Genomic DNA, 19112 nt, shown 5'->3' on the forward strand with positions numbered 1-19112 from the left:
ACGCCTTGCCCCTTGCCAACTAACTAGTTAGTTGAGGGCCAAGACGCTGCTGACCGCAGCTCTTGCCCACAACGTTACCATACATTTCCTACATAAAGAAACTCTATTAATTTCTTTTGCTAACGTCGACAAAAAAGAATGGAAATTGAGTGATTTTTTAAGGAATTTGACTAAATTTTAAATAACTGAATATCAATATAATAAATTGACGTTAGTCAGAATTAGATGAAAAAAATTCTATTACTCATGTTACTGATTTCTTTTCTTGGTTACGGTCAAAGAAAAAGGGAAGTAATTGACAGTATTCACTCTAAAAGATTATGTATTGAATATCCAGGAATAGTGGATATACCTGAGATTTTAAATGAATTTGAAAGATCTGAATATGTATTTACTGGAAAAGTTGTTGAAATTATAAGAAAAGAGACTCTTGAATCATCTGATATTGATGAAAATGGTCCAACTGATTTTCAACCAATCCAAAATTATTGGTATGTATTTGAGGTTTCAGAACTGTTTAAAGGAAAGAATAAAAAACAAATTAAAGTTTTTGCAAGAATTTATAGCAGTACTTCTCCATTATTAATCTTAGATAAAGAATACTTAGTTTATGCGAAAAAAGTAATTGAACAAGAGAAACGATTTTTGGGACATTCCGACCCTTACATTTATTGTGGAGATAGATCTGGTCATATTAAATACGCTGAAAAGGAGATTAATGAATTGAAAAAACTAATTAAAAAATAACGTATGGTAACATCATATATGAAATCAGAGCAAAGTTTAGTGCTGGCTCGAAAAGTCAATTTCTTTTTGCAATGGCGCTAGATTTTTATAAATTAAATAAGAAATAAAAATGCGCAGATAGATCAATTGATTAAGGTGTGCTAGCCTTGCTCCGATTCATATATTTAGCGTTAAATCTGCAATCTTCGCTTCGCTCGCTTGCAGATTTAACATTGTGGGCAAGAGCTGTGATCGGCTCTTCTCGCATATTTACACCTTCTAGGCTACTGCGAAGAGGTTCTGGATACCGATGTTATCGTTGAAATGTTAGGCTTACTTATGGTGGCTCAGCAAAGACAACAGATAACACTAGGCAAGAAGCAACGGCCAACAACGCCTTGTCCCTTGCCAACTAACTAGTTAGTTGAGGGCCAAGACGCTGCTGACCGCAGCTCTTGCCCACAACGTTAGCAAACATATAGCGAACGAATCGGGAATTGAATTATGAAAACAAAACTAAATATTCTAATTATTCTTTTTCTTGTAAATATTCAATTACAAGGACAATCAGATACTAATTTAATTTTTGATAAAACATTTACTTCGCAAGAATTATCAGAGGATATCGAAGTTCTAAGAACGGGTTTAGAGAAATTACATCCTAGTTTATTTCAATATATTGATAAAGAAGAGTTTAATAAATCAATTAATGAGATAAAAAATGAAAGTAGTAACGTAACAAGTTATGGCGAATTTTATAAAAAAATAAGTTCCGTCATTTCCAAAATAAAATGTCAGCACACTTTGGCAGTTCCTGAATCAGAAGTTTTAAATAGTATTAATAATAAAGGTAAGTTCTTTCCCTTATGGATAAGGTGGGAATTTGAACCTTTAAATGCTTTTGTAGGTGCAGATTTATCTTTTGACGCTAATCTACTTCCTGGAACAAGGATAATTAGTATTAATGGTCAAACCATAGAAGAGATTTATAATTCTTTAATCTCTTGCTTTTCCACCGATGGCAATATACTGACCAATAAACATAGTCGATTGGAAACTGGAGTAGAATTCCAATTTTGGTATTACCTCTTAATTAACAGACCAGAAAACTTTATTGTTAAACTAGAGAGTTCGGATGGGAAAATCTTTGAAAAAAACCTCAAGGCTGTAACATTTAAGGAATGGACTAAAAATCATAAAAAATATAGAAAGTCGAAGAATTCTAAAATAAGCGCATATATGCGTTATTATATAGACTATGACAAAAAGAACAACAAAAATCCAATACGCCATGAGATAATATCTAAAAAAGTAGCCCTTCTTAAAGTTCGAAATTTTGACTCTCATAAATTCACAGAAATCGTTTCTGATGCTTTCAAGGAATTTGATAAAGAAAAAATTGAGCACCTAATCGTTGATGTAAGAGATAATGGAGGTGGCTCAGACATTCTGGGGCGATATTTGTTCAATTATTTCATAGATAAACCAACCATTTATTTTGATTCATTATATACGTCGACTGGAATTTCAGACACAACTTTTTTATTTAAGCATACTAACAAGAATATAGAATGGTATAAATACAATCAAAAACTAGTAAATAAAATGCCTAATGGGAGGTTTGCCACAAAACCAGAAGTAAACGAGGGTTTATTGGTTCAACAACCCAACAGACCAAACTTCAAAGGAGAAACATATATTTTAATGAATGGAAGAAGTGCATCTACGACGGCAGAATTCACATCTGCAATGCATATTAATGATTTGGCTATATTTATTGGAGAAGAATCTGGAGGTGATTATCACGGCGGGAATGGTGGAGACTTTGCTACTTTAAAATTACCGAATTCGAAAATTGAGGTAAATATTCCTTTAGTGGATTATGTAATGAACAGCACAGAATCAGAATATATAGGTAGAGGAACAATTCCTGATTATGAAATACGACCAACAATGCAAGACCTTTTAGACCTGAAAGACGTACAATTGGAATTTGTCTTAAATTTAATAGAAACTAAATCTAAGAACTGAATAAAAATACGTTTGCTAACAAAGACGTGTATAATTCATTGCTAGTTCTGGCATACTTACGAAAATCCTCACGGATTTTCTATTCGGTTTGTATTTGCTAATTTAGTTGCTGAAACACGCAACGAAATCATACACGAACACGTTAAATCTGCAATCTTCGCTTCGCTCACTTGCAGATTTAACGTTGTGGGCAAGAGCTGTGATCGGCTCTTCTCGCATATTTACACCTTCTAGGCTACTGCGAAGAGGTTCTGGATACCGATGTTATCGTTGAAATGTTAGGCTTACTTATGGTGGCTCAGCAAAGACAGCAGATAACAACAGGCAAGAAGCAACGGCCAACAACGCCTTGCCCCTTGCCAACTAACTAGTTAGTTGAGGGCCAAGACGCTGCTGACCGCAGCTCTTGCCCACAACGTTGTAGCACATAATAAGTAATCACACATGGATAAAAAATTAACATTAATAATTATTGTAGCATTTACTCTATTAGTTATTGCTTGTACAAAGGGTTTTGATAAAGAAAAAGTCGTGGACAAGACTGAAAAGGTTATTGAAAACATTAAAATTCTAGAATTAGAAACAAACAATCATTCAATATATACCTCAATTGTAATTAATGCTCCATCAAACGAAGTCTGGCAGGTTATGACTGATTTTAATACCATGCCAAATTGGAGTAGTACCCTAAAAAAAATCTCTGGAAATTTGACGAATGAAGGAAGAGTTGATGTGACTTATAGTATTGATGAGAAAGTTAGAATCATCCCACATAATTTTATTTATTCCGAAAATGAGCATTACGGATGGTCGGACACAATACAAGTATTACCAGGAATTATTGACAGGCATTTATTTCGTATTGAGTCTATAGACAGTATTCACACAAAATTTATCCAATCAGATGAATTTAAAGGTCAAAATAAGAATATTAATACAGTTAATTTAGCAAGATATGTTCTTCCGTCATATTTAATTTTCAACAGAGAACTTAAAAAAGAAGTTGAGAGCAGACTTCAAAATTCGAAAAAATAAAACGATAAGATTACGTACTACAACTATGTATAAGAAACGTTGTAGTCAATTAAACGAGAAATAAAAATACGCAGATAATTCGATTGGTTCAGGTGTACTTGCCTTGCTCCGATTCATATATTTGGCGTTATCTTGCATTTAAAAAATCGAAATGAAATGAACGAAACAAGGCGAGAATATCTCAAACGAATAAATCTCGTCTTGGATTTTATTGAAAAGAATCTTGATACTGACCTATCACTGAAAAGGCTATCTGAGAAAGCCCACTATTCACCTTACCACTTTCATAGAGTATTTTTAACTGTAGTTAACGAAAGATTAAACGAATATATCAATAGAAAACGGATTGAGCGTATTGCTTCAATTATACTTATTGAACCAAACATTCCTTTAAAAGATTTAGCTTATAAGTACGGCTTCAATAGTGATAATTCTTTTTCACGAGCATTTAAAAAGTACTACGGTGTTAGCCCAACCAAGTTTAAAACTGAAGGAAAAGAATTACTTAGCAAGATTGGTATAGAACCTTTTTCATCCGAAAAATACATTTGTTCCATTGATAACATTAAACAGTGGATTAAAATGAATACGCAAATAAGAGTAAAAGAACTACCAGAGCTAAAGCTTGCCTGTATATCGCATACTGGAGAATTTGATAAAGCTGCTAATATGTTTCAAAGATTGATGGAATGGGGACATCAAAAAAAAGTATTGGATATTTCGAATTTCAAAGCTATTACTATTTATCACGACAACCCAAATATTACTCAAACCTCAAAATTGAGATTCAGCACTTGTGTAACCATTAGTGAAAGTGTCAATACGGATGGAGAAATTAGACAAATAGGCTTAAAGAAAGGCATTTATGCTGTTGGGCATTTTGAAATTAAAGCAGAAGAAATTTCAAAAGCATGGAAAAGTATGTGCACTTGGGTTATTGAAAATGGTTATGAATTTAGAGATGGGGACTATTTTGAAATGTATCATAATGATCATAAAACTCATCCTGAGCAAAAATTCATATTAGACATTTGTATTCCACTTGAAAAAACAGACAATATTAAACTCGAGGAAACAAGCAATCTAGATTTTTCAGGTACCAAGGCACAAAACGGGAAATGCGAAAAAAGATTAGATTATCATCAACTGATAAATTATATGAAAGAATTGAAAGCTTTTTTTCATAAAGAATATGATACTTATTTTAAACTTGGAAACGTTTATCAAGGAAATCCTGATTTTTCTTATTTCTCTTTAACAACAGACGAATTGAAAAAACAAAAACTTAAATTTGTTATCATCCTAAATCACAAAATGATGTTTTTTTCAATTTGCTTATCTGGTCAAAATAAAAGTATCCGAAAAAAGTATTGGGAAATGTTCAAAGATAGTGATTGGAGTACATATCATTTGGCAGAATCAATTAATGATAGTCTGTCAATTATAGACCAAACCATTGTAGAAGAACCTGATTTTAGTAATAAAAGAACTTTAACGGAACTAATTGAAAAAGAATCATTAAAATTCATAAATGAAATTAAAGACATACTTGAATAAAAAATGGGGTTGGATTTATCTTTATTAGCCATTCCAAAAGAAGGTGAAATTATTTTAAAAAAAGCTGAACTTAAAAAAGGTTCAGAATATAGTGATATCCTATTTTCTCTTCCTCGAGCTTTTGATGATAATTTTACAGATTTTGGTCATCCCGACTGGATTGAATTCAAGAATGACGCTCGAAATTTGGCTACATATTATCCTGAAAAAAAATTCTTAAAAAAATTCTATATTGATACGATTAGAACATACGAAGTTTTTGACTATATATTCGCTAAAATAGAAAATGATGAAAGGAACTTTAAAGAAAGTGAACCGTTCTTTTATGATGGAATAAAATGTGATTACTCTATATCAGGACAAGGATATCCTTTAAAATATTGGGATATTGAAATCTTACAAAAGAAAAAAACACTTATAGATTCTCTTAATTTCAAGGAATTTTTCGAAAATTATAATTTTCGAAAAATGGTTAATGAAGTTGTATATAAAATTGAGCAAATAAATAATCATCCCGAAAAGATTGAACAGATATTTAATGATGTTAAAAAGTTTATGGAATATGCTGTTGAATTAGACGGATATGTTTTAGTATTTAAATATTGATAAAAGGGATCCAAAAGGTTAAAAACTAATTTAACTTACAATTTAATCTTTAACTTGTATAAACCCTGTACCTTAATGAACAGCTAAGAAAACAAAAAATATGACTAATAAATTAGTATCAATATTCTCTGTTGTCTTCTTGCTAAATATAATAAGTTGTAAAGAGCACAGGACAACCAAAACGGATCACGTAGCAAATCTAGAAATCCATATTGAAAATGAAAAAAAAGCTATTTTAGAAACCTTTAACAACGAGACCAAAGCTGCTTTTCAAAGAAACTACGAGGACTGGAAAGACAAATGGATACACGACCCTGATATTACGAAAACCTACATTGACTTTGCGGACAGTACTTTTTCTGAGTCTGTTGGTTGGAGTGAAATAAGTCAATTCGTTAAAACCTTTATCGAAGAACATCCCGAACCAGAGCCCTTACCTAAGTTGTTGGACAAAATTGATGTAAGACTCTATGGAAATGGAGCTTGGGTAACTTATGAACAACAGGACTCGCTACGAGGACTGAAACGCGAAACAAGGCTTATGGAAAAAGTAAATGGAGAATGGAAAATTGCTGGAATGCAAACTACTATTTACGGATTCAAAACTGATGAAAAGTAATAAAATCTGTTGCCTGCATAATGTATAAATTAATTATGGCAGAATTAATTAAATTTAAGCGTGTGTTCGATTAATAACAGATACAAATAAAAAAGAATGAATAAGCTTATTTTAACAATATTCGTATTAATGAACTTTGGATGTATTGGACAGAATGGCAAGAAAGCATTAAACACTTCTGAAAACGATACAACCCAAGTTATTAATTTAGCCAAAAAGGATTTTATAAAGACTCTTAAAGAATTAAAATCGAAAAGTGATTCGCTTAAAAGTTATGGTTTGGTAAAAAGTCAAATTAAAAAAGCAAAACTCAAACTAAATAACAAAGAACTATCAATTGATTCAATATCAAATGTCTTTAAGCATTCTTTGATCAATAGAATAATCCTTTTTTGGGAAGGAACCGAATGGTCGTTTGAAGGGCATACATCAATCCCAAGGAAAGGAAAAATTGCCTGTGGATATTTTGTTTCAACAACATTAAAAGATACTGGAATAAACTTAAATCGATATAAACTTGCTCAACAATCTCCAGTGAACGAAGCAAAAAGTTTAGCGCTAAACACTCCAGTAATTGAAATTGCAGAAAGTTCTATTGAACAAAATATATTGATGATTAATAAAAGTTTAAAAGATGGAATTCATTTCATCGGATTTGATGCTAGCCACGTTGGATATATTCTTAAGGAAAGTGGACACTTATATTTGATTCATTCAAACTATATAGATTATAAAGGAGTAGAAATCGAAAAAATTGAAGATTCCATTGTTTTTGCCTCTTACAATAAGTTTTATCTTGCAGAGATTAGTACAAACGAGGAACTTTTGAAAAGTTGGATTAAAGGAAACGAAATCTCAGTAGTGCATTAAAAAAAGAAATGATTCAAATTAACAACACTTGTTTTAATCACATGAGCTGAGTTAAATTTTCTCTCAAAAACTCAATCTTATTAGTTATCTTTCGGTTGCGACGGAAAAACACTCTCGTGCTTATCACGTAACTAATCGCATACAAATTAGCATAACAATAAAAAGTGAAAGAGGAAATTAATCAATACTATAATGAAATAGCTGAAAATTATGATTCTAGTAGGTTTTCTAATTCATATGGAAAATACATCAACAATCAAGAAAATAGAATCCTTAGAAAATACTTAAATCAAGAGGATGTCAGCTTAAATTTAGATGTAGCTTGTGGTACAGGTCGTTTTCTAAAATATGCTGATCACGGAGTAGATATAAGTTCTGAAATGATTAAAATATCTAAAAATAGATTCCCTTCTAAAGAAATCATCGTAGGAGATGCGGAAGAGCTTCCGTATAAAAATGAACACTTCGAAAACGTAATTTCTTTTCATTTATTTATGCATTTAGACCTAACTGCAACTAAAAAAATACTTTCTGAAGTTGGTCGTGTCACAAAAAAAGAAGGTTTTTTTATTTTTGATATTCCCTCTTTAAAAAGAAGAAAAATATCAGGGTATAAAAGCAAGTCTTGGCATGGTGGAAATCAAATAGAAGTCGAAAACCTAAAAGAAATTATTGCTAAAGACTGGAATATGGAATGTTTTTATGGAATTGCCTTTTTTCCTATCCATAGAATTCCTAAAAAGATCAGAAAGTTCTTTATTTTGATTGATAACTTTTTATGTAAATCTTTTTTAAAGGAATATAGCTCTCATTTAATCTTTGTACTTACTAAAAAATGATAAGAAAAATTATTCCGGCACATACTAAAATTAAAATTCACTTAGTAAGAAACTTTATTCGTGATATTTTTAATGGCTATTGGTTTTTATATGCTAAAAAACAACAAATGAACGTTGATTTTCAATTCTCCAATAAGATATCGCAAGAGTTAAAACCTAATGAAGCCAAAAAACAAAACTTGCTAATCGCTATAAAGTCTATTCAATCTTTTATTATTAATCCAGGTGAAATATTCTCATTTTGGAAAACTGTAGGCAATCCTACGCTAAAAAAAGGATATATGGAAAGTCGCTCTTTGGTTAACGGAAAAATAGAACCTTCGATCGGAGGAGGACTCTGTCAGCTAGCAGGTCTTATATATTATAGTAGTCTATATGCTAACCTTGAAATTATAGAAAGACATAATCACTCTAAAGACATATATACCGATGAAACCAGGTTTACACCCTTAGGTTCTGATGCCACTGTTGCTTACGGATATAAAGACTTGAAAATTAAAAACAGCTTACAAGCTCCAATTAAATTCACTTTTATAGTAACGGACAAATTACTAACTATACACCTGAATTACAATGAAATAATTAAAAAAAACACCATTGAGTTTAATAAAAAAGTTATGAATAATAGTGAAGTAAAAGTAATTACTTTAGTTAATAAAAAACCCACAAACGAATCAATTTATAAAACCCTATAAAGAATTTAATTGAGCCTCTCTGAATTGTACTGCTGTGGTATTACTTAACTTTTTAAAAGCCGTGTTAAAAGAAGATATACTGTTAAACCCACAATCATACGCAATACTGGATATTTTATAATTTTGATATTCCGGCAGCTGTAATAATCGCTTAGCTTCTGTTATTCGATATCTCGCAATAAACTGCGAGTAATTTTCTTTTTTATTCTGATTAATAACCTGAGATAATTGTTTAGAGGTTATTCCTATTCTGTAACTGAGTTTCGTTAAGGTAATTTTCGGATCCAGAAACAATTTTTCTTCCTCCATTAGATACGTCAACTGATCTAAATACGTTTTTGCATTTTCATCATTTAATGAAGAATTAGCATACTTTTTGTTTTCTATCTTAAACAAAAAAGAATTCCTTAAAGCATAGATTAATAAAACAAGAATTATCGCTGAGAATAAAAAAGCTGTGCTTAAATACGGGACTATGCGCAAAAACACTCCAATCTGAATTAGTGACATTCCAATAGTCAGCGCCGTAAAAAACAACAACCAATGATACAACTTATATGATTTATGATTGGATTTGTTTTTATTAGTAAACAACCAGTACAACGTATATAATCCGTATAGCAAAATATGGAATAATAGTCCTAGAAATATAATTTTGGAAAATGTAGAATCATCATTGGGAATAATCCAACAAAATGTTACGAACAAAAGCAACGGAAGATATTGAATGAAAATTAATCTCTTATTACTTATTTCCTTTATTGAAAATAATCTCGTTGCATAAAACCATAACGAAGGACCAATAGCTAATAACATTCCAAGAAAAACATTCCGAATTATAGGATCAATTGGAAAATAATTATAAAACAAAGATTTACCAATCCTAAGGCTAAAAGCCAAAAGGTACATCGCTAGAAATACATTGGCACTAGCTCGCTCCTTTTTTGTTATTATCAAGAATAGTCCAAAGAATAACGCGATTATAAAACCAATACTGCCTAATAATAATTCTATATGTTTAAAAACTTCTGGATTCATCGTCAAACAAAGTAAGTAATTTTTAATCTTTGTTTATCCTAATGATTCTATAAAGAATAACATAATTATATATTTCAAAATGAATCAGAAAATTTAAATAATCATTCTTTAGTAATCCAAACAGTCATTAACATGGCTCATAAGTAATTGCCATTCTACACCATATAACAACGGATTTTTGTTGAGTACCTCCATTAAGTTTATACTTTTCGTCTCTATCTAATTCTTTATACAGTTTTTTAAGATCATGTAATGTTTTCATAATACGACGCTTAAATTATTAATTATCTGAAAAATACATTTTATTAATGATAATATTCCCACCCTAAACGGGTAGTTATGTAGTTTTTAACTGAATAAATTATTTTAATTTATTCTCTTCGGAATTGCACCTAACGATTTACTAAAAAATATACCACAGTAGTAAGGACATTAAAACCCCTGTAATTGCAATTAATGTAGTCATTACTGTCCACGAACGGAAGGTTTGTTTCTCTGTCATTCCTAAGTATTGGCCTACTAACCAAAAGCCACTATCGTTTACATGGGATAAGATCGTTGCTCCGGAAGCAATCGAGATTACAAAGAGAGCAATCTGAGCAGCACTAAAATCCCCAGCCAAAATAATTGGTGATGTGATTCCTGCTGCCGCAATCATAGCAGTCGTAGCCGAACCCTGTAAAACTCTTATTAAAGCAGCTACTATAAATGCAAACAGCAACGGATGTATATAGGAACTCTGTAATGAAGAAGCTAATAATTCTCCCGCTTTGGTGTCTACTAATATTTGTTTAAAAGCTCCTCCAGCACCAGTTAACAAAATAATCGCTCCAGCGGGCCTGAAAGATTTCATGGATAATTTTAATAAATCGTCTCTAGTTACTCCTCTTTTTATTCCCAAAAAATACCAGGCAATTAAATTTGCAATGATTAATGCGGTAAAAGGATGTCCTAAAAGTGTAATCATATACACCAACGATTTTGGCAATGCATCTTCATCAAACCAATCTCCCAACAAAACCGTTTTTAGAACGATTAATAAAATGGGTAACGCTATAATTACAATGATACCAACTGGATTTGGTGGATTATCTATTGTTATATTGGATTCATCAGTTTCAGGAATCACTAAATCTATTTTCTTTGCAAGGTATTTTCCCAATAAAGGTCCACTAATAATCGCAGCAGGAATTCCAGCCAAAAAACCAAATACTATAACCCAACCAAGATTTGCTCCTAATATATCCGCTACAGCAACTGGACCAGGAGTAGGTGGTATAAAGCTATGTGTAATTGCTAATCCAGCTAATAAAGGAATTGCATAAAGCAATAAAGATTTCTTAGTTTTTCTGGCAATTGCATATACTATTGGAACTAAAATAATAAAAGCTACGTCAAAAAATACGGGTATTGCAATGATGAACCCTGTGATCATCAATGCCCAGGACGCATTTTTTTCTTCAGCTAGTTTTAGTATGTAATTTGCTAATCCTTGCGCTCCTCCTGAGTTTTCTAACAATCCACCAAATAATGCTCCAAGCCCCACAACAGTTGCCACAAAACCAAGTGTCCCACCCATTCCGTTTTTAATACTATTAAGAATGTCTTCTGCCGGCAACCCGGCAACAATTCCTACTAATATGCAAACAATAAGCAATGCAATAAATGCCTGCATTCTTAATTTCAGGATCATAAAAAGTAAAGCAATAATCCCTACTCCTACTGCAATTAATAATTGATACTCCATATTAGCTTTTCCAGTTTGTGTGAAAATATTCGTTGATTGGTTTATCGATTCGTTGATACGTATGTGCTCCAAAATAATCTCGCTGCGCTTGTATCATATTTGCAGATGATTGAGCAGATGCATATGTTAAAAAATAATTGGCTGCGGCAGAAAACACTGGTAAAGAATACCTTGATTTAAGTCCAACAGCAACGGTTTCTGTAAGTGAATCGATATTAGATTTTACGGTTGTGATTATATCAGGAAATAGTAACAAAGAGGTATCATTATTATTTAAAAACAAATCCCAAATTTGCTCCATTAAATCACTTCGTATGATACAACCATTGGTCCATATTCTGGCTATTTTGGAAAGATTTAGCTCCCAGTTATATTCCTTAGAAGCTTCTTTTAGTAATTCGAAACCGATATGATGATTAATAACACTTGCCGTTCTGAAAGCCTTTTCTAAATTTTCAATAAATACAGTATCATCTGAAGAAATACTAGATGTTTTTAGCTGATATCTTTCTGAAGCTTCAACACGTTGGGATTTTATTCCAGAAATGTTACGGGCCATTACGGACTCAGAAATCGTAGATAAAGGCATTCCAACTTCTAAAGCAGCATTAGTAGACCAACCACCAGTTCCCTTCTGCCCTGCTTTATCAAGTATTTTATCAATTAGAAAATTATTTCCTTCTTTTTTAATCAGAATACCTATTGTAATCTCGAGTAGATAACTATCTAATCCATTGTTTCTCCAAATATTAAAAATAGCTGCTATTTGATCCGGGTTTTTTTTTGCATAAAAGCGTAAAATGTGATAGGCTTCTGCTAACAATTGCATTTCTGCATATTCAATTCCATTATGAACCATTTTTACATAATGTCCTGATCCTTCTGGCCCAATATAGTCACAACATGGGTTATTTGCATTATCTCTCGCCGCAATAGCTTCCAAAAAAAAGCCTGATCTATCATAGGCTTCCTTTGATCCGCCAGGCATAATCGAAGGACCTTTTAACGCACCTTCCTCTCCTCCAGAAATACCTGCTCCTAAAAAATGAACTCCTTTATCGGATAGTCTATTACTTCTTTCTAATGTTGATTTATAATGAGAATTTCCTCCATCAATAATACAATCACCTTTTGACAAAAATAGTACTAATGCATCAATCACTAAATCCACCGGTTTCCCAGCATTGACCATAAGTATAATGGTACGAGGTTGTTCTATAGAGTCTACAAATGATTTTAAATTATCAAACCCTAGTACCATATGGTTATCAGGCTGTTCCTTTACAAACTTTTTTGCGATATCAACCTCATAATCATCCACTTGCCTATTATACACAGAAAGTGTAAAGTTTTTGGATAAAAGGTTTTTAGCTAAGCTCTTACCCATCACTCCTAATCCTATCAATCCTAACTGCGATCTATTTGTATCCAATTTAGATTTAATTTCATTCACAATTTCATCACTACTTTTATCAACTGTTATAACAATCCCTTTTTCTGGTCTTTCTAAGGTTTCAAATTGAGAAATCAGCATTTCTTTTTTAAAGAAATGGTTTTTCCTTGTTTCCATGCGATTGGCAATCAAATCAAAACTTCCATCCAGAAATATCCATTCTATATATTCCGGATCAATAGATTGAAGAGTATCTCTATATTTTATCTTTAAGGCTGAACAGGCTAATACGGCTCCATTTTTAGTGTTCCAATCAATTATTTTATTCGCCAATTTTTGTAACCAAGGTTCTCTATCGGAATCATTCAGTGGAAATCCATCAGACATTTTTTTGATATTACTTTCTGGATGAAAATCATCTGCATCAAAAAATGGAATATTGAAATCTTTAGCTAACTTTTTTCCTATAGTGGTTTTCCCACTTCCAGAAACTCCAAATAGTATATATATAACACCTTTGCCCACGATATCATTCTTATTTTATTCTAATGTAAATTCTAATTCATTCGTTTCATCCATCGAATGTTCACTTACCCATAGTTTAAAATCACCTGGTTCTGTCACCCATACCTTATCAGGTCCGTAAAAAGCTAAATCATCCGTAGAAAAACTAAATATAACTTCTTTAGAAGCACCTGCTTCTAAAGTTACTTTTTTAAATCGTAAAAGTTCTTTAACAGGTCTGGTTAAACTACCCACCATATCTCTAAAATACAATTGTACGGTTTCTTTGGCTTTAATTTTTCCTGTATTGGTAATCATAGCTTTTACCGTAATTGTATCTCCAATCTTATGGTTAGTTGATGAAATACTAACATCTGCATATCTAAAATTACTATAACTTAACCCATACCCAAAAGGATATTGTGGTAAAAAACCTGCATCCAGATAATGTGATGTATTACCCAGAGAACTTTGCCAAGCCGCAATTGGTATTGAATCCATATGTACAAATTCTTCTGGAATCACAGGTCTACCCGTATTTTTATGATTGTAATGAATTGGTATTTGCCCTACTTCTTTTGGCCAGGTAACCGGCAGTTTTCCTGAAGGAGAAACTTTTCCGGTTATAATATTTTTCAAAGCAGGCCCGCCCATAGTTCCAGGATGCCAAGCCATTAAAACGGCATCAACCTTATCTATAATGTTTCCTAATGTAATTGGTCTACCTGCCATAACAATTAAAACAATAGGCTTTCCTGTCTTATGTAATTCTGTGATTAAATCTTCTTGACCTCCAGGAAGGTTTATACTAGCTCTACTATGCGCTTCTCCAGATAAAATAGCTTCTTCTCCAGCAAAAAATAGAATCACGTCAGAAGACTTTGCTGCTTTTATTGCATTACCAAAACCATCGGTTGATTTATCTCTACTGTATGATAATCCTTCACTGTATTGAATTGTATACTGATCATCCTGTTGAAATGATTTTAATGGAGTAATGGTATGTTCTTTTTCGCCATCAAAAGTCCAAGTACCTAATTGTTCGTGAGGAGCATTTGCCAAAGGACCTATAATTGCTAATTTCTTTTTGGAATTTAACGGTAATAAATTATTCGTATTTTTTAGTAATACCGTACTTTCTGTAGCGGTTTCTTGAGCCGAAGCTAAATGTTTTTTATCATAAAGAATTGCATCATTAGGATCAAAATATGGATTCTCAAATAATCCTAATCGCAGTTTTATACGAAGTATATTCTTAACAATTGTATCCAATTGTTTTTCAGAAAATTTACCTTCATTGATTAATTGTTTTAGATGATCGTGATATGAAGTACTAGTCATTTCCATATCCAACATTGCATTTATTGATTTCTCTGCTGCTTCTTTTTGATCTTTTGCAAATCCATGATTTACCATCTCTATAATAGAATTCCAATCACTCACCACAAAACCATCGAATCCCCATTCATCTCTTAAAATATCTTTAAGAATATATTTATTGGCAGACGCCGGAACCCCGTTAAGCTCATTAAAACTGGTCATAAATGTTGCCGAACCCGCTTCTACAGCTTTCTTAAATGGCTTCAAATACGTATTATGCAATAAATTTTCATTTATATTCGCCGTATTGTAATCTCTTCCTCCTTCTGCTGCTCCATATCCAATAAAATGTTTTGCACAGGCTGCCATACTTGTTGGTGATGATAAATCTTCTCCTTGGAAACCTTTTATATATGCTTCCGCCATTACACTTGTCAAATAGGGATCTTCACCTGCTGATTCAGCAATTCTACCCCATCTAGGATCTCTTGATATATCTAACATCGGAGCAAAAGTCCATCTAATTCCACTTGTACTTGCTTCTATCGCCGCTACTCTAGAACCTTCCTTTACCAATAGAGGATTAAATGAAGCCGCCTGCCCTAGTGGAATAGGGAAAATTGTTTTGAATCCATGGATCACATCTCGTGCAAAAATTAATGGAATCTTACTAGGGCTTTCTTCTACGGCTATTCTTTGTAATTCTTTAGCATCGTTTTTATTCATAATATTAAGAAAAGAACCAATCTGTCCTTTTCTCACGGCTTCTTTAAGATCTGCAGGTAATTCTTTTACTCTACTGGATTTACCTCTTTGAGCAGTTTGACCAATTTTCTCTTCTAAAGACATTTTAGAAAGAATGCTATCAATTTTATTCTCAATTGGATCTTTTATTACATCCTTTTTTGAAGTATCTAGATTTTTAGATTCACAGGATAGAAATACACTAAATATGATTAACAATAATGACAACCTATTATAAATTTTCATTTGTAAAAACGTCATAAAATAATTTTAGTTAGAGAAAGATATTTTAAACTTTTCAGTAAGAATACTGTTAAGATTTGCAAGACGAATTTAGATATACTTCAGGATAAGAAAAAAGCGAAACAAACCAATTCTTTAGTTGTTAAGAAAGTATATAGAACCTTTTTATCGAAATACAGGGAAATCTTTATGGAATCGAGTCCACTTAATAACATTATGATAACATAAGAAATATACTGGGCATAAATCATAACAATCTACTTATAATCAGTTAATTGTTTTTTAATCTATGTGTAGTTAATTTGGGACTTACTATAGTCTATGAAAAAACGTATTGTTGAAGTTGTTGTGATTTCTGATGTCCATCTAGGGACATTTGGCTGTCAGGCAGAAGAATTGTTAAATTATCTAAATAGTATAAAACCAAAAACACTTATTCTTAACGGGGATATTATTGATATTTGGCAATTCAGAAAACATTATTTTCCAAAATCACACCTTAAAATCATCAAAAAGATTATCAATTTTGCTTCAAAAGGAACAGAAGTTATTTACATAACAGGGAATCATGATGAGATGCTAAGAAAGTTTAGTGATACCAAAATGGGTAATTTCCAATTAGTGGATAAAGTTGTTCTGGAGTTGGATAATAAGAAAACCTGGATATTTCACGGCGACATTTTTGATGCTTCTATACAAAATGCGAAATGGCTTGCCAAACTTGGTGGTTGGGGATATGATCTTTTGATATTAATAAATCAACTTATAAATTGGTGTCTGGTAAAGTTTGGTAAAGAAAAATTCTCTTTATCCAAAAAGATCAAAAATAGTGTAAAGAAGGCTGTCAAATATATTAATGATTTCGAACAAGTGGCAGCAGATTTAGCTATCGATAATGATTATCATTATGTAATTTGTGGACATATTCATCAACCTCAAATAACCAAAAAATCTAATAAAAATGGATCCTGTATGTATTTAAACTCTGGTGATTGGATTGAAAACCTAACGGCTCTAGAGTATAAAAATAAGGAGTGGGAACTTATAACATACCAAAATGAAGATATTAAAACTGATAAATTAGTAGATGATGAAATAGAAAATCTAGATATTAGTTTAGAAAGTATTCAAGCTTCTTTTGCAATCAATAAATTGATAAAAAAATAATAATCAATATACTTCTAATAACGTATCGCTATAACTTCTTTGCAACTTTAAGCAATGTGATCCGTCCTTTTCTGTAACAACTTTTAATACCCAAAATATTTATTCTTAACTTTGAGTGAGCGTGCTCCTCTTTAACCACCAGTTAACATTCATACTTTTGATGAGTATACTTTCTCCTTTAAAAAAAAGATTAATATATAGGGTTACTCCTTTCATTATACTTTTTATTATTTCATCTTTAATTTATTTATTTTTAGAAAAAGGAATTCTCGGTGATGCAACCCATTACCCTTCTACTAACAATCCTTATAACTTTAATAACAGTATTATTATTTCCATAATTTCTGCTTGTATTTTTGGGTTAATTATTGGTTCTTTTGAAGTATTATATTTTAATAAATTCTTTTATTCGAAAAGCTTCCTTAAAAAAATAATCTACAAAATAGCTTTTTATATAGCTATAGTAATTATTTTCTTAGTTAGTACAGCTACTATATCATTCATTGTTGAATTTGATACTGATTTATTTGACAAGAACGTATGGATAAATTTGCGCAATTTTGTAACTAATATTGCTTTTCTTAGTGTTATATTATATATCATAACAACTATTGGGTTTTCTTTGTTTTATCTAGAAGTAAGTGACAATATTGGTCAAGAAGTATTATTTAATTTTTTTACTGGAAAATACCATAAACCCATTGAAGAAGAGCGCATTTTTATGTTTTTGGACATGAAGTCCTCTACTTCTATTGCTGAAAAATTAGGTCACGTGAAATATTTTGAGATGTTAGCCCAATATTATGCTGATCTATCCAACGCTATTGTAGAACACGCGGGTATTATATATCAGTATGTAGGAGATGAAATTGTGGTTTCTTGGAGTTTAGATAAGGGACTTAAAAATAATAACTGTATTCATTGTTTTTATTCTATGCAAAAAGCTCTCAAAAATCAATCTACAAAATATCTGGAACAATTTGGAGTTTTACCAACTTTTAAAGCAGGGTTTCATTGCGGAATGATTACAGCCGGTGAAATTGGAACAATTAAAAAGGTAATCGTTTTTACAGGAGATGTACTTAATACTACAGCTAGAATTGAAGGACTCTGTAACACCTATGGTCAAGTCATTCTTATTTCTGATTGCTTAGTGAAAAAATTGGAAAAGAACTCTGGTTTTACATACAAGACAGTTGATAAAGCTTCATTAAGAGGGAAAAATGAACAAATAGAATTGTTTACAATTGTTTAATAAGAAACCCATATCCACAGTGAACCATCAAACCACTTTTATAATCAATAATTATAATTGTTAAAAAACAAAAGCTGTAATACGTATCTTTGGTCAAACATTCCAAATCATCTAAAACAAAACATTTATGCTTGGTTTAAAATTAGCAACGGATCCTCGTTGGGCCGCATTAGTAGAATCAAATATCGAAGAAATTCTTACGGATCATGCTTGGTGTGAACAAAAAGCAGCAACCAATGCTATTACTATTATCACACTAAACTCTGAACACGAAGATCTGGTAACCGATTTACTGATCTTAGCTCAAGAAGAATTAGAGCATTTTCAAATGGTTCATGAACTTATAAAAAAGCGTGGTTATAAACTCGGGCGCGAACGAAAAGATAGTTATGTAAATGAATTATTTAAGCATAAAGTAAAACAAGGAGGAAGTCGTCAGCAAGGTTTAGTAAGTAGATTGCTTTTTTCTGCTATGATCGAAGCTCGAAGTTGTGAACGTTTTAAACTTCTTTCGGAAAAAATAAAGGATCCCGAATTATCAAAATTCTATCATGATCTTATGATTAGCGAAGCAGGTCACTATACAACCTTTATTGGTTTTGCGCGTAAATACGGAAAAGATATTGATGTGGATCAACAATGGCAAGATCTACTGAAATTCGAAGGAGAACTTATTCAAAAATACGGCAAAAAAGAAACGATACACGGATAATTTTAATAATC

At 31.7% G+C, this 19112-nt stretch carries 17 protein-coding genes; 12 read left to right on the top strand and 5 right to left on the bottom strand.

Going from position 1 to position 19112, the window contains the following annotated elements; translation table 11 throughout:
* Positions 1–225 precede the first annotated feature (225 nt).
* The 9 genes from Q0910_RS24550 (at position 226) to Q0910_RS24590 (ending at position 8978) form a co-directional block, all read left to right on the top strand.
* Positions 226–747 carry a hypothetical protein gene (locus tag Q0910_RS24550; protein ID WP_299222601.1) on the top strand — a complete coding sequence of 174 codons (522 nt, stop codon included), beginning with the start codon at positions 226–228 and terminating at the stop codon, positions 745–747.
* Between the two features lie 483 nt (positions 748–1230).
* A complete protein-coding gene (locus Q0910_RS24555) occupies positions 1231–2757 on the top strand; it encodes a S41 family peptidase (protein ID WP_299222603.1) in 1527 nt (508 codons plus the stop codon).
* A gap of 444 nt (positions 2758–3201) precedes the next feature.
* Complete coding sequence (locus Q0910_RS24560) at positions 3202–3792, top strand: SRPBCC family protein (protein ID WP_299222605.1); 591 nt, start codon at positions 3202–3204, stop codon at positions 3790–3792.
* Positions 3793–3948: 156 nt separating this feature from the next.
* Positions 3949–5349 (top strand): AraC family transcriptional regulator, encoded by a 1401-nt coding sequence (locus Q0910_RS24565; protein WP_299222607.1) that lies wholly within the window; start codon positions 3949–3951, stop codon positions 5347–5349.
* 3 nt (positions 5350–5352) lie between these two features.
* Complete coding sequence (locus Q0910_RS24570) at positions 5353–5955, top strand: hypothetical protein (RefSeq protein ID WP_299222609.1); 603 nt, start codon at positions 5353–5355, stop codon at positions 5953–5955.
* A gap of 100 nt (positions 5956–6055) precedes the next feature.
* Entirely contained in the window at positions 6056–6574 is a 519-nt protein-coding gene (locus Q0910_RS24575; protein WP_299222611.1) for a hypothetical protein, read from the top strand.
* Positions 6575–6670: 96 nt separating this feature from the next.
* Complete coding sequence (locus tag Q0910_RS24580) at positions 6671–7444, top strand: hypothetical protein (protein ID WP_299222613.1); 774 nt, start codon at positions 6671–6673, stop codon at positions 7442–7444.
* 164 nt (positions 7445–7608) lie between these two features.
* Complete coding sequence (locus tag Q0910_RS24585; protein WP_299222615.1) at positions 7609–8283, top strand: class I SAM-dependent methyltransferase; 675 nt, start codon at positions 7609–7611, stop codon at positions 8281–8283.
* Positions 8280–8978: a VanW family protein gene (locus Q0910_RS24590; protein WP_299222617.1), complete on the top strand. Its 699-nt coding sequence runs from the start codon at positions 8280–8282 to the stop codon at positions 8976–8978. Before Q0910_RS24585 ends, Q0910_RS24590 begins: the two co-directional genes overlap by 4 nt.
* Here Q0910_RS24590 and Q0910_RS24595 read toward each other — a convergent pair.
* From Q0910_RS24595 to bglX, 5 genes are all read right to left on the bottom strand, one after another.
* Positions 8973–10016: a response regulator transcription factor gene (locus tag Q0910_RS24595; RefSeq protein ID WP_299222619.1), complete on the bottom strand. Its 1044-nt coding sequence runs from the start codon at positions 10014–10016 to the stop codon at positions 8973–8975. The genes Q0910_RS24590 and Q0910_RS24595 overlap by 6 nt on opposite strands.
* Positions 10017–10143: 127 nt before the next feature.
* A complete protein-coding gene (locus tag Q0910_RS24600; RefSeq protein ID WP_299222620.1) occupies positions 10144–10278 on the bottom strand; it encodes a hypothetical protein in 135 nt (44 codons plus the stop codon).
* A gap of 141 nt (positions 10279–10419) precedes the next feature.
* Positions 10420–11763 (bottom strand): gluconate:H+ symporter, encoded by a 1344-nt coding sequence (locus Q0910_RS24605; RefSeq protein WP_299222622.1) that lies wholly within the window; start codon positions 11761–11763, stop codon positions 10420–10422.
* Between the two features lies 1 nt (position 11764).
* Complete coding sequence (gene gndA, locus Q0910_RS24610; protein ID WP_299222624.1) at positions 11765–13681, bottom strand: NADP-dependent phosphogluconate dehydrogenase; 1917 nt, start codon at positions 13679–13681, stop codon at positions 11765–11767.
* Positions 13682–13696: 15 nt separating this feature from the next.
* The gene (gene bglX / locus Q0910_RS24615; protein WP_299222626.1) at positions 13697–15985 is read right to left on the bottom strand and encodes a beta-glucosidase BglX; all 2289 of its coding nucleotides are present in this window, start codon (positions 15983–15985) and stop codon (positions 13697–13699) included.
* 303 nt (positions 15986–16288) lie between these two features.
* On the opposite strand from bglX, the gene Q0910_RS24620 reads away from it, so the two are divergent.
* The 3 genes from Q0910_RS24620 to Q0910_RS24630 all read left to right on the top strand — a co-directional run bounded on the left by Q0910_RS24620 (position 16289) and on the right by Q0910_RS24630 (position 19101).
* Positions 16289–17134: a UDP-2,3-diacylglucosamine diphosphatase gene (locus Q0910_RS24620; RefSeq protein ID WP_299222628.1), complete on the top strand. Its 846-nt coding sequence runs from the start codon at positions 16289–16291 to the stop codon at positions 17132–17134.
* A 160-nt stretch (positions 17135–17294) separates the two neighbouring features.
* The gene (locus Q0910_RS24625; protein WP_299222825.1) at positions 17295–18389 is read left to right on the top strand and encodes an adenylate/guanylate cyclase domain-containing protein; all 1095 of its coding nucleotides are present in this window, start codon (positions 17295–17297) and stop codon (positions 18387–18389) included.
* Between the two features lie 127 nt (positions 18390–18516).
* The gene (locus Q0910_RS24630; protein ID WP_298319099.1) at positions 18517–19101 is read left to right on the top strand and encodes a tRNA-(ms[2]io[6]A)-hydroxylase; all 585 of its coding nucleotides are present in this window, start codon (positions 18517–18519) and stop codon (positions 19099–19101) included.
* The last annotated feature ends 11 nt before the right edge of the window (positions 19102–19112 follow it).

Source organism: uncultured Aquimarina sp., from assembly GCF_947495315.1.
GTDB lineage: Bacteria > Bacteroidota > Bacteroidia > Flavobacteriales > Flavobacteriaceae > Aquimarina.

What these genes read in the sequence shown, in the direction of transcription:
- Q0910_RS24550 (WP_299222601.1), top strand. Translation starts at nt 226, where the DNA reads ATGAAAAAAATTCTATTACTCATGTTACTGATTTCTTTTCTTGGTTAC.
- Q0910_RS24555 (WP_299222603.1), top strand. Translation starts at nt 1,231, where the DNA reads ATGAAAACAAAACTAAATATTCTAATTATTCTTTTTCTTGTAAATATT.
- Q0910_RS24560 (WP_299222605.1), top strand. Translation starts at nt 3,202, where the DNA reads ATGGATAAAAAATTAACATTAATAATTATTGTAGCATTTACTCTATTA.
- Q0910_RS24565 (WP_299222607.1), top strand. Translation starts at nt 3,949, where the DNA reads ATGAACGAAACAAGGCGAGAATATCTCAAACGAATAAATCTCGTCTTG.
- Q0910_RS24570 (WP_299222609.1), top strand. Translation starts at nt 5,353, where the DNA reads ATGGGGTTGGATTTATCTTTATTAGCCATTCCAAAAGAAGGTGAAATT.
- Q0910_RS24575 (WP_299222611.1), top strand. Translation starts at nt 6,056, where the DNA reads ATGACTAATAAATTAGTATCAATATTCTCTGTTGTCTTCTTGCTAAAT.
- Q0910_RS24580 (WP_299222613.1), top strand. Translation starts at nt 6,671, where the DNA reads ATGAATAAGCTTATTTTAACAATATTCGTATTAATGAACTTTGGATGT.
- Q0910_RS24590 (WP_299222617.1), top strand. Translation starts at nt 8,280, where the DNA reads ATGATAAGAAAAATTATTCCGGCACATACTAAAATTAAAATTCACTTA.
- Q0910_RS24595 (WP_299222619.1), bottom strand. Translation starts at nt 10,016, where the DNA reads ATGAATCCAGAAGTTTTTAAACATATAGAATTATTATTAGGCAGTATT.
- Q0910_RS24600 (WP_299222620.1), bottom strand. Translation starts at nt 10,278, where the DNA reads ATGAAAACATTACATGATCTTAAAAAACTGTATAAAGAATTAGATAGA.
- Q0910_RS24605 (WP_299222622.1), bottom strand. Translation starts at nt 11,763, where the DNA reads ATGGAGTATCAATTATTAATTGCAGTAGGAGTAGGGATTATTGCTTTA.
- bglX (WP_299222626.1), bottom strand. Translation starts at nt 15,985, where the DNA reads ATGACGTTTTTACAAATGAAAATTTATAATAGGTTGTCATTATTGTTA.
- Q0910_RS24620 (WP_299222628.1), top strand. Translation starts at nt 16,289, where the DNA reads ATGAAAAAACGTATTGTTGAAGTTGTTGTGATTTCTGATGTCCATCTA.
- Q0910_RS24625 (WP_299222825.1), top strand. Translation starts at nt 17,295, where the DNA reads ATGAGTATACTTTCTCCTTTAAAAAAAAGATTAATATATAGGGTTACT.
- Q0910_RS24630 (WP_298319099.1), top strand. Translation starts at nt 18,517, where the DNA reads ATGCTTGGTTTAAAATTAGCAACGGATCCTCGTTGGGCCGCATTAGTA.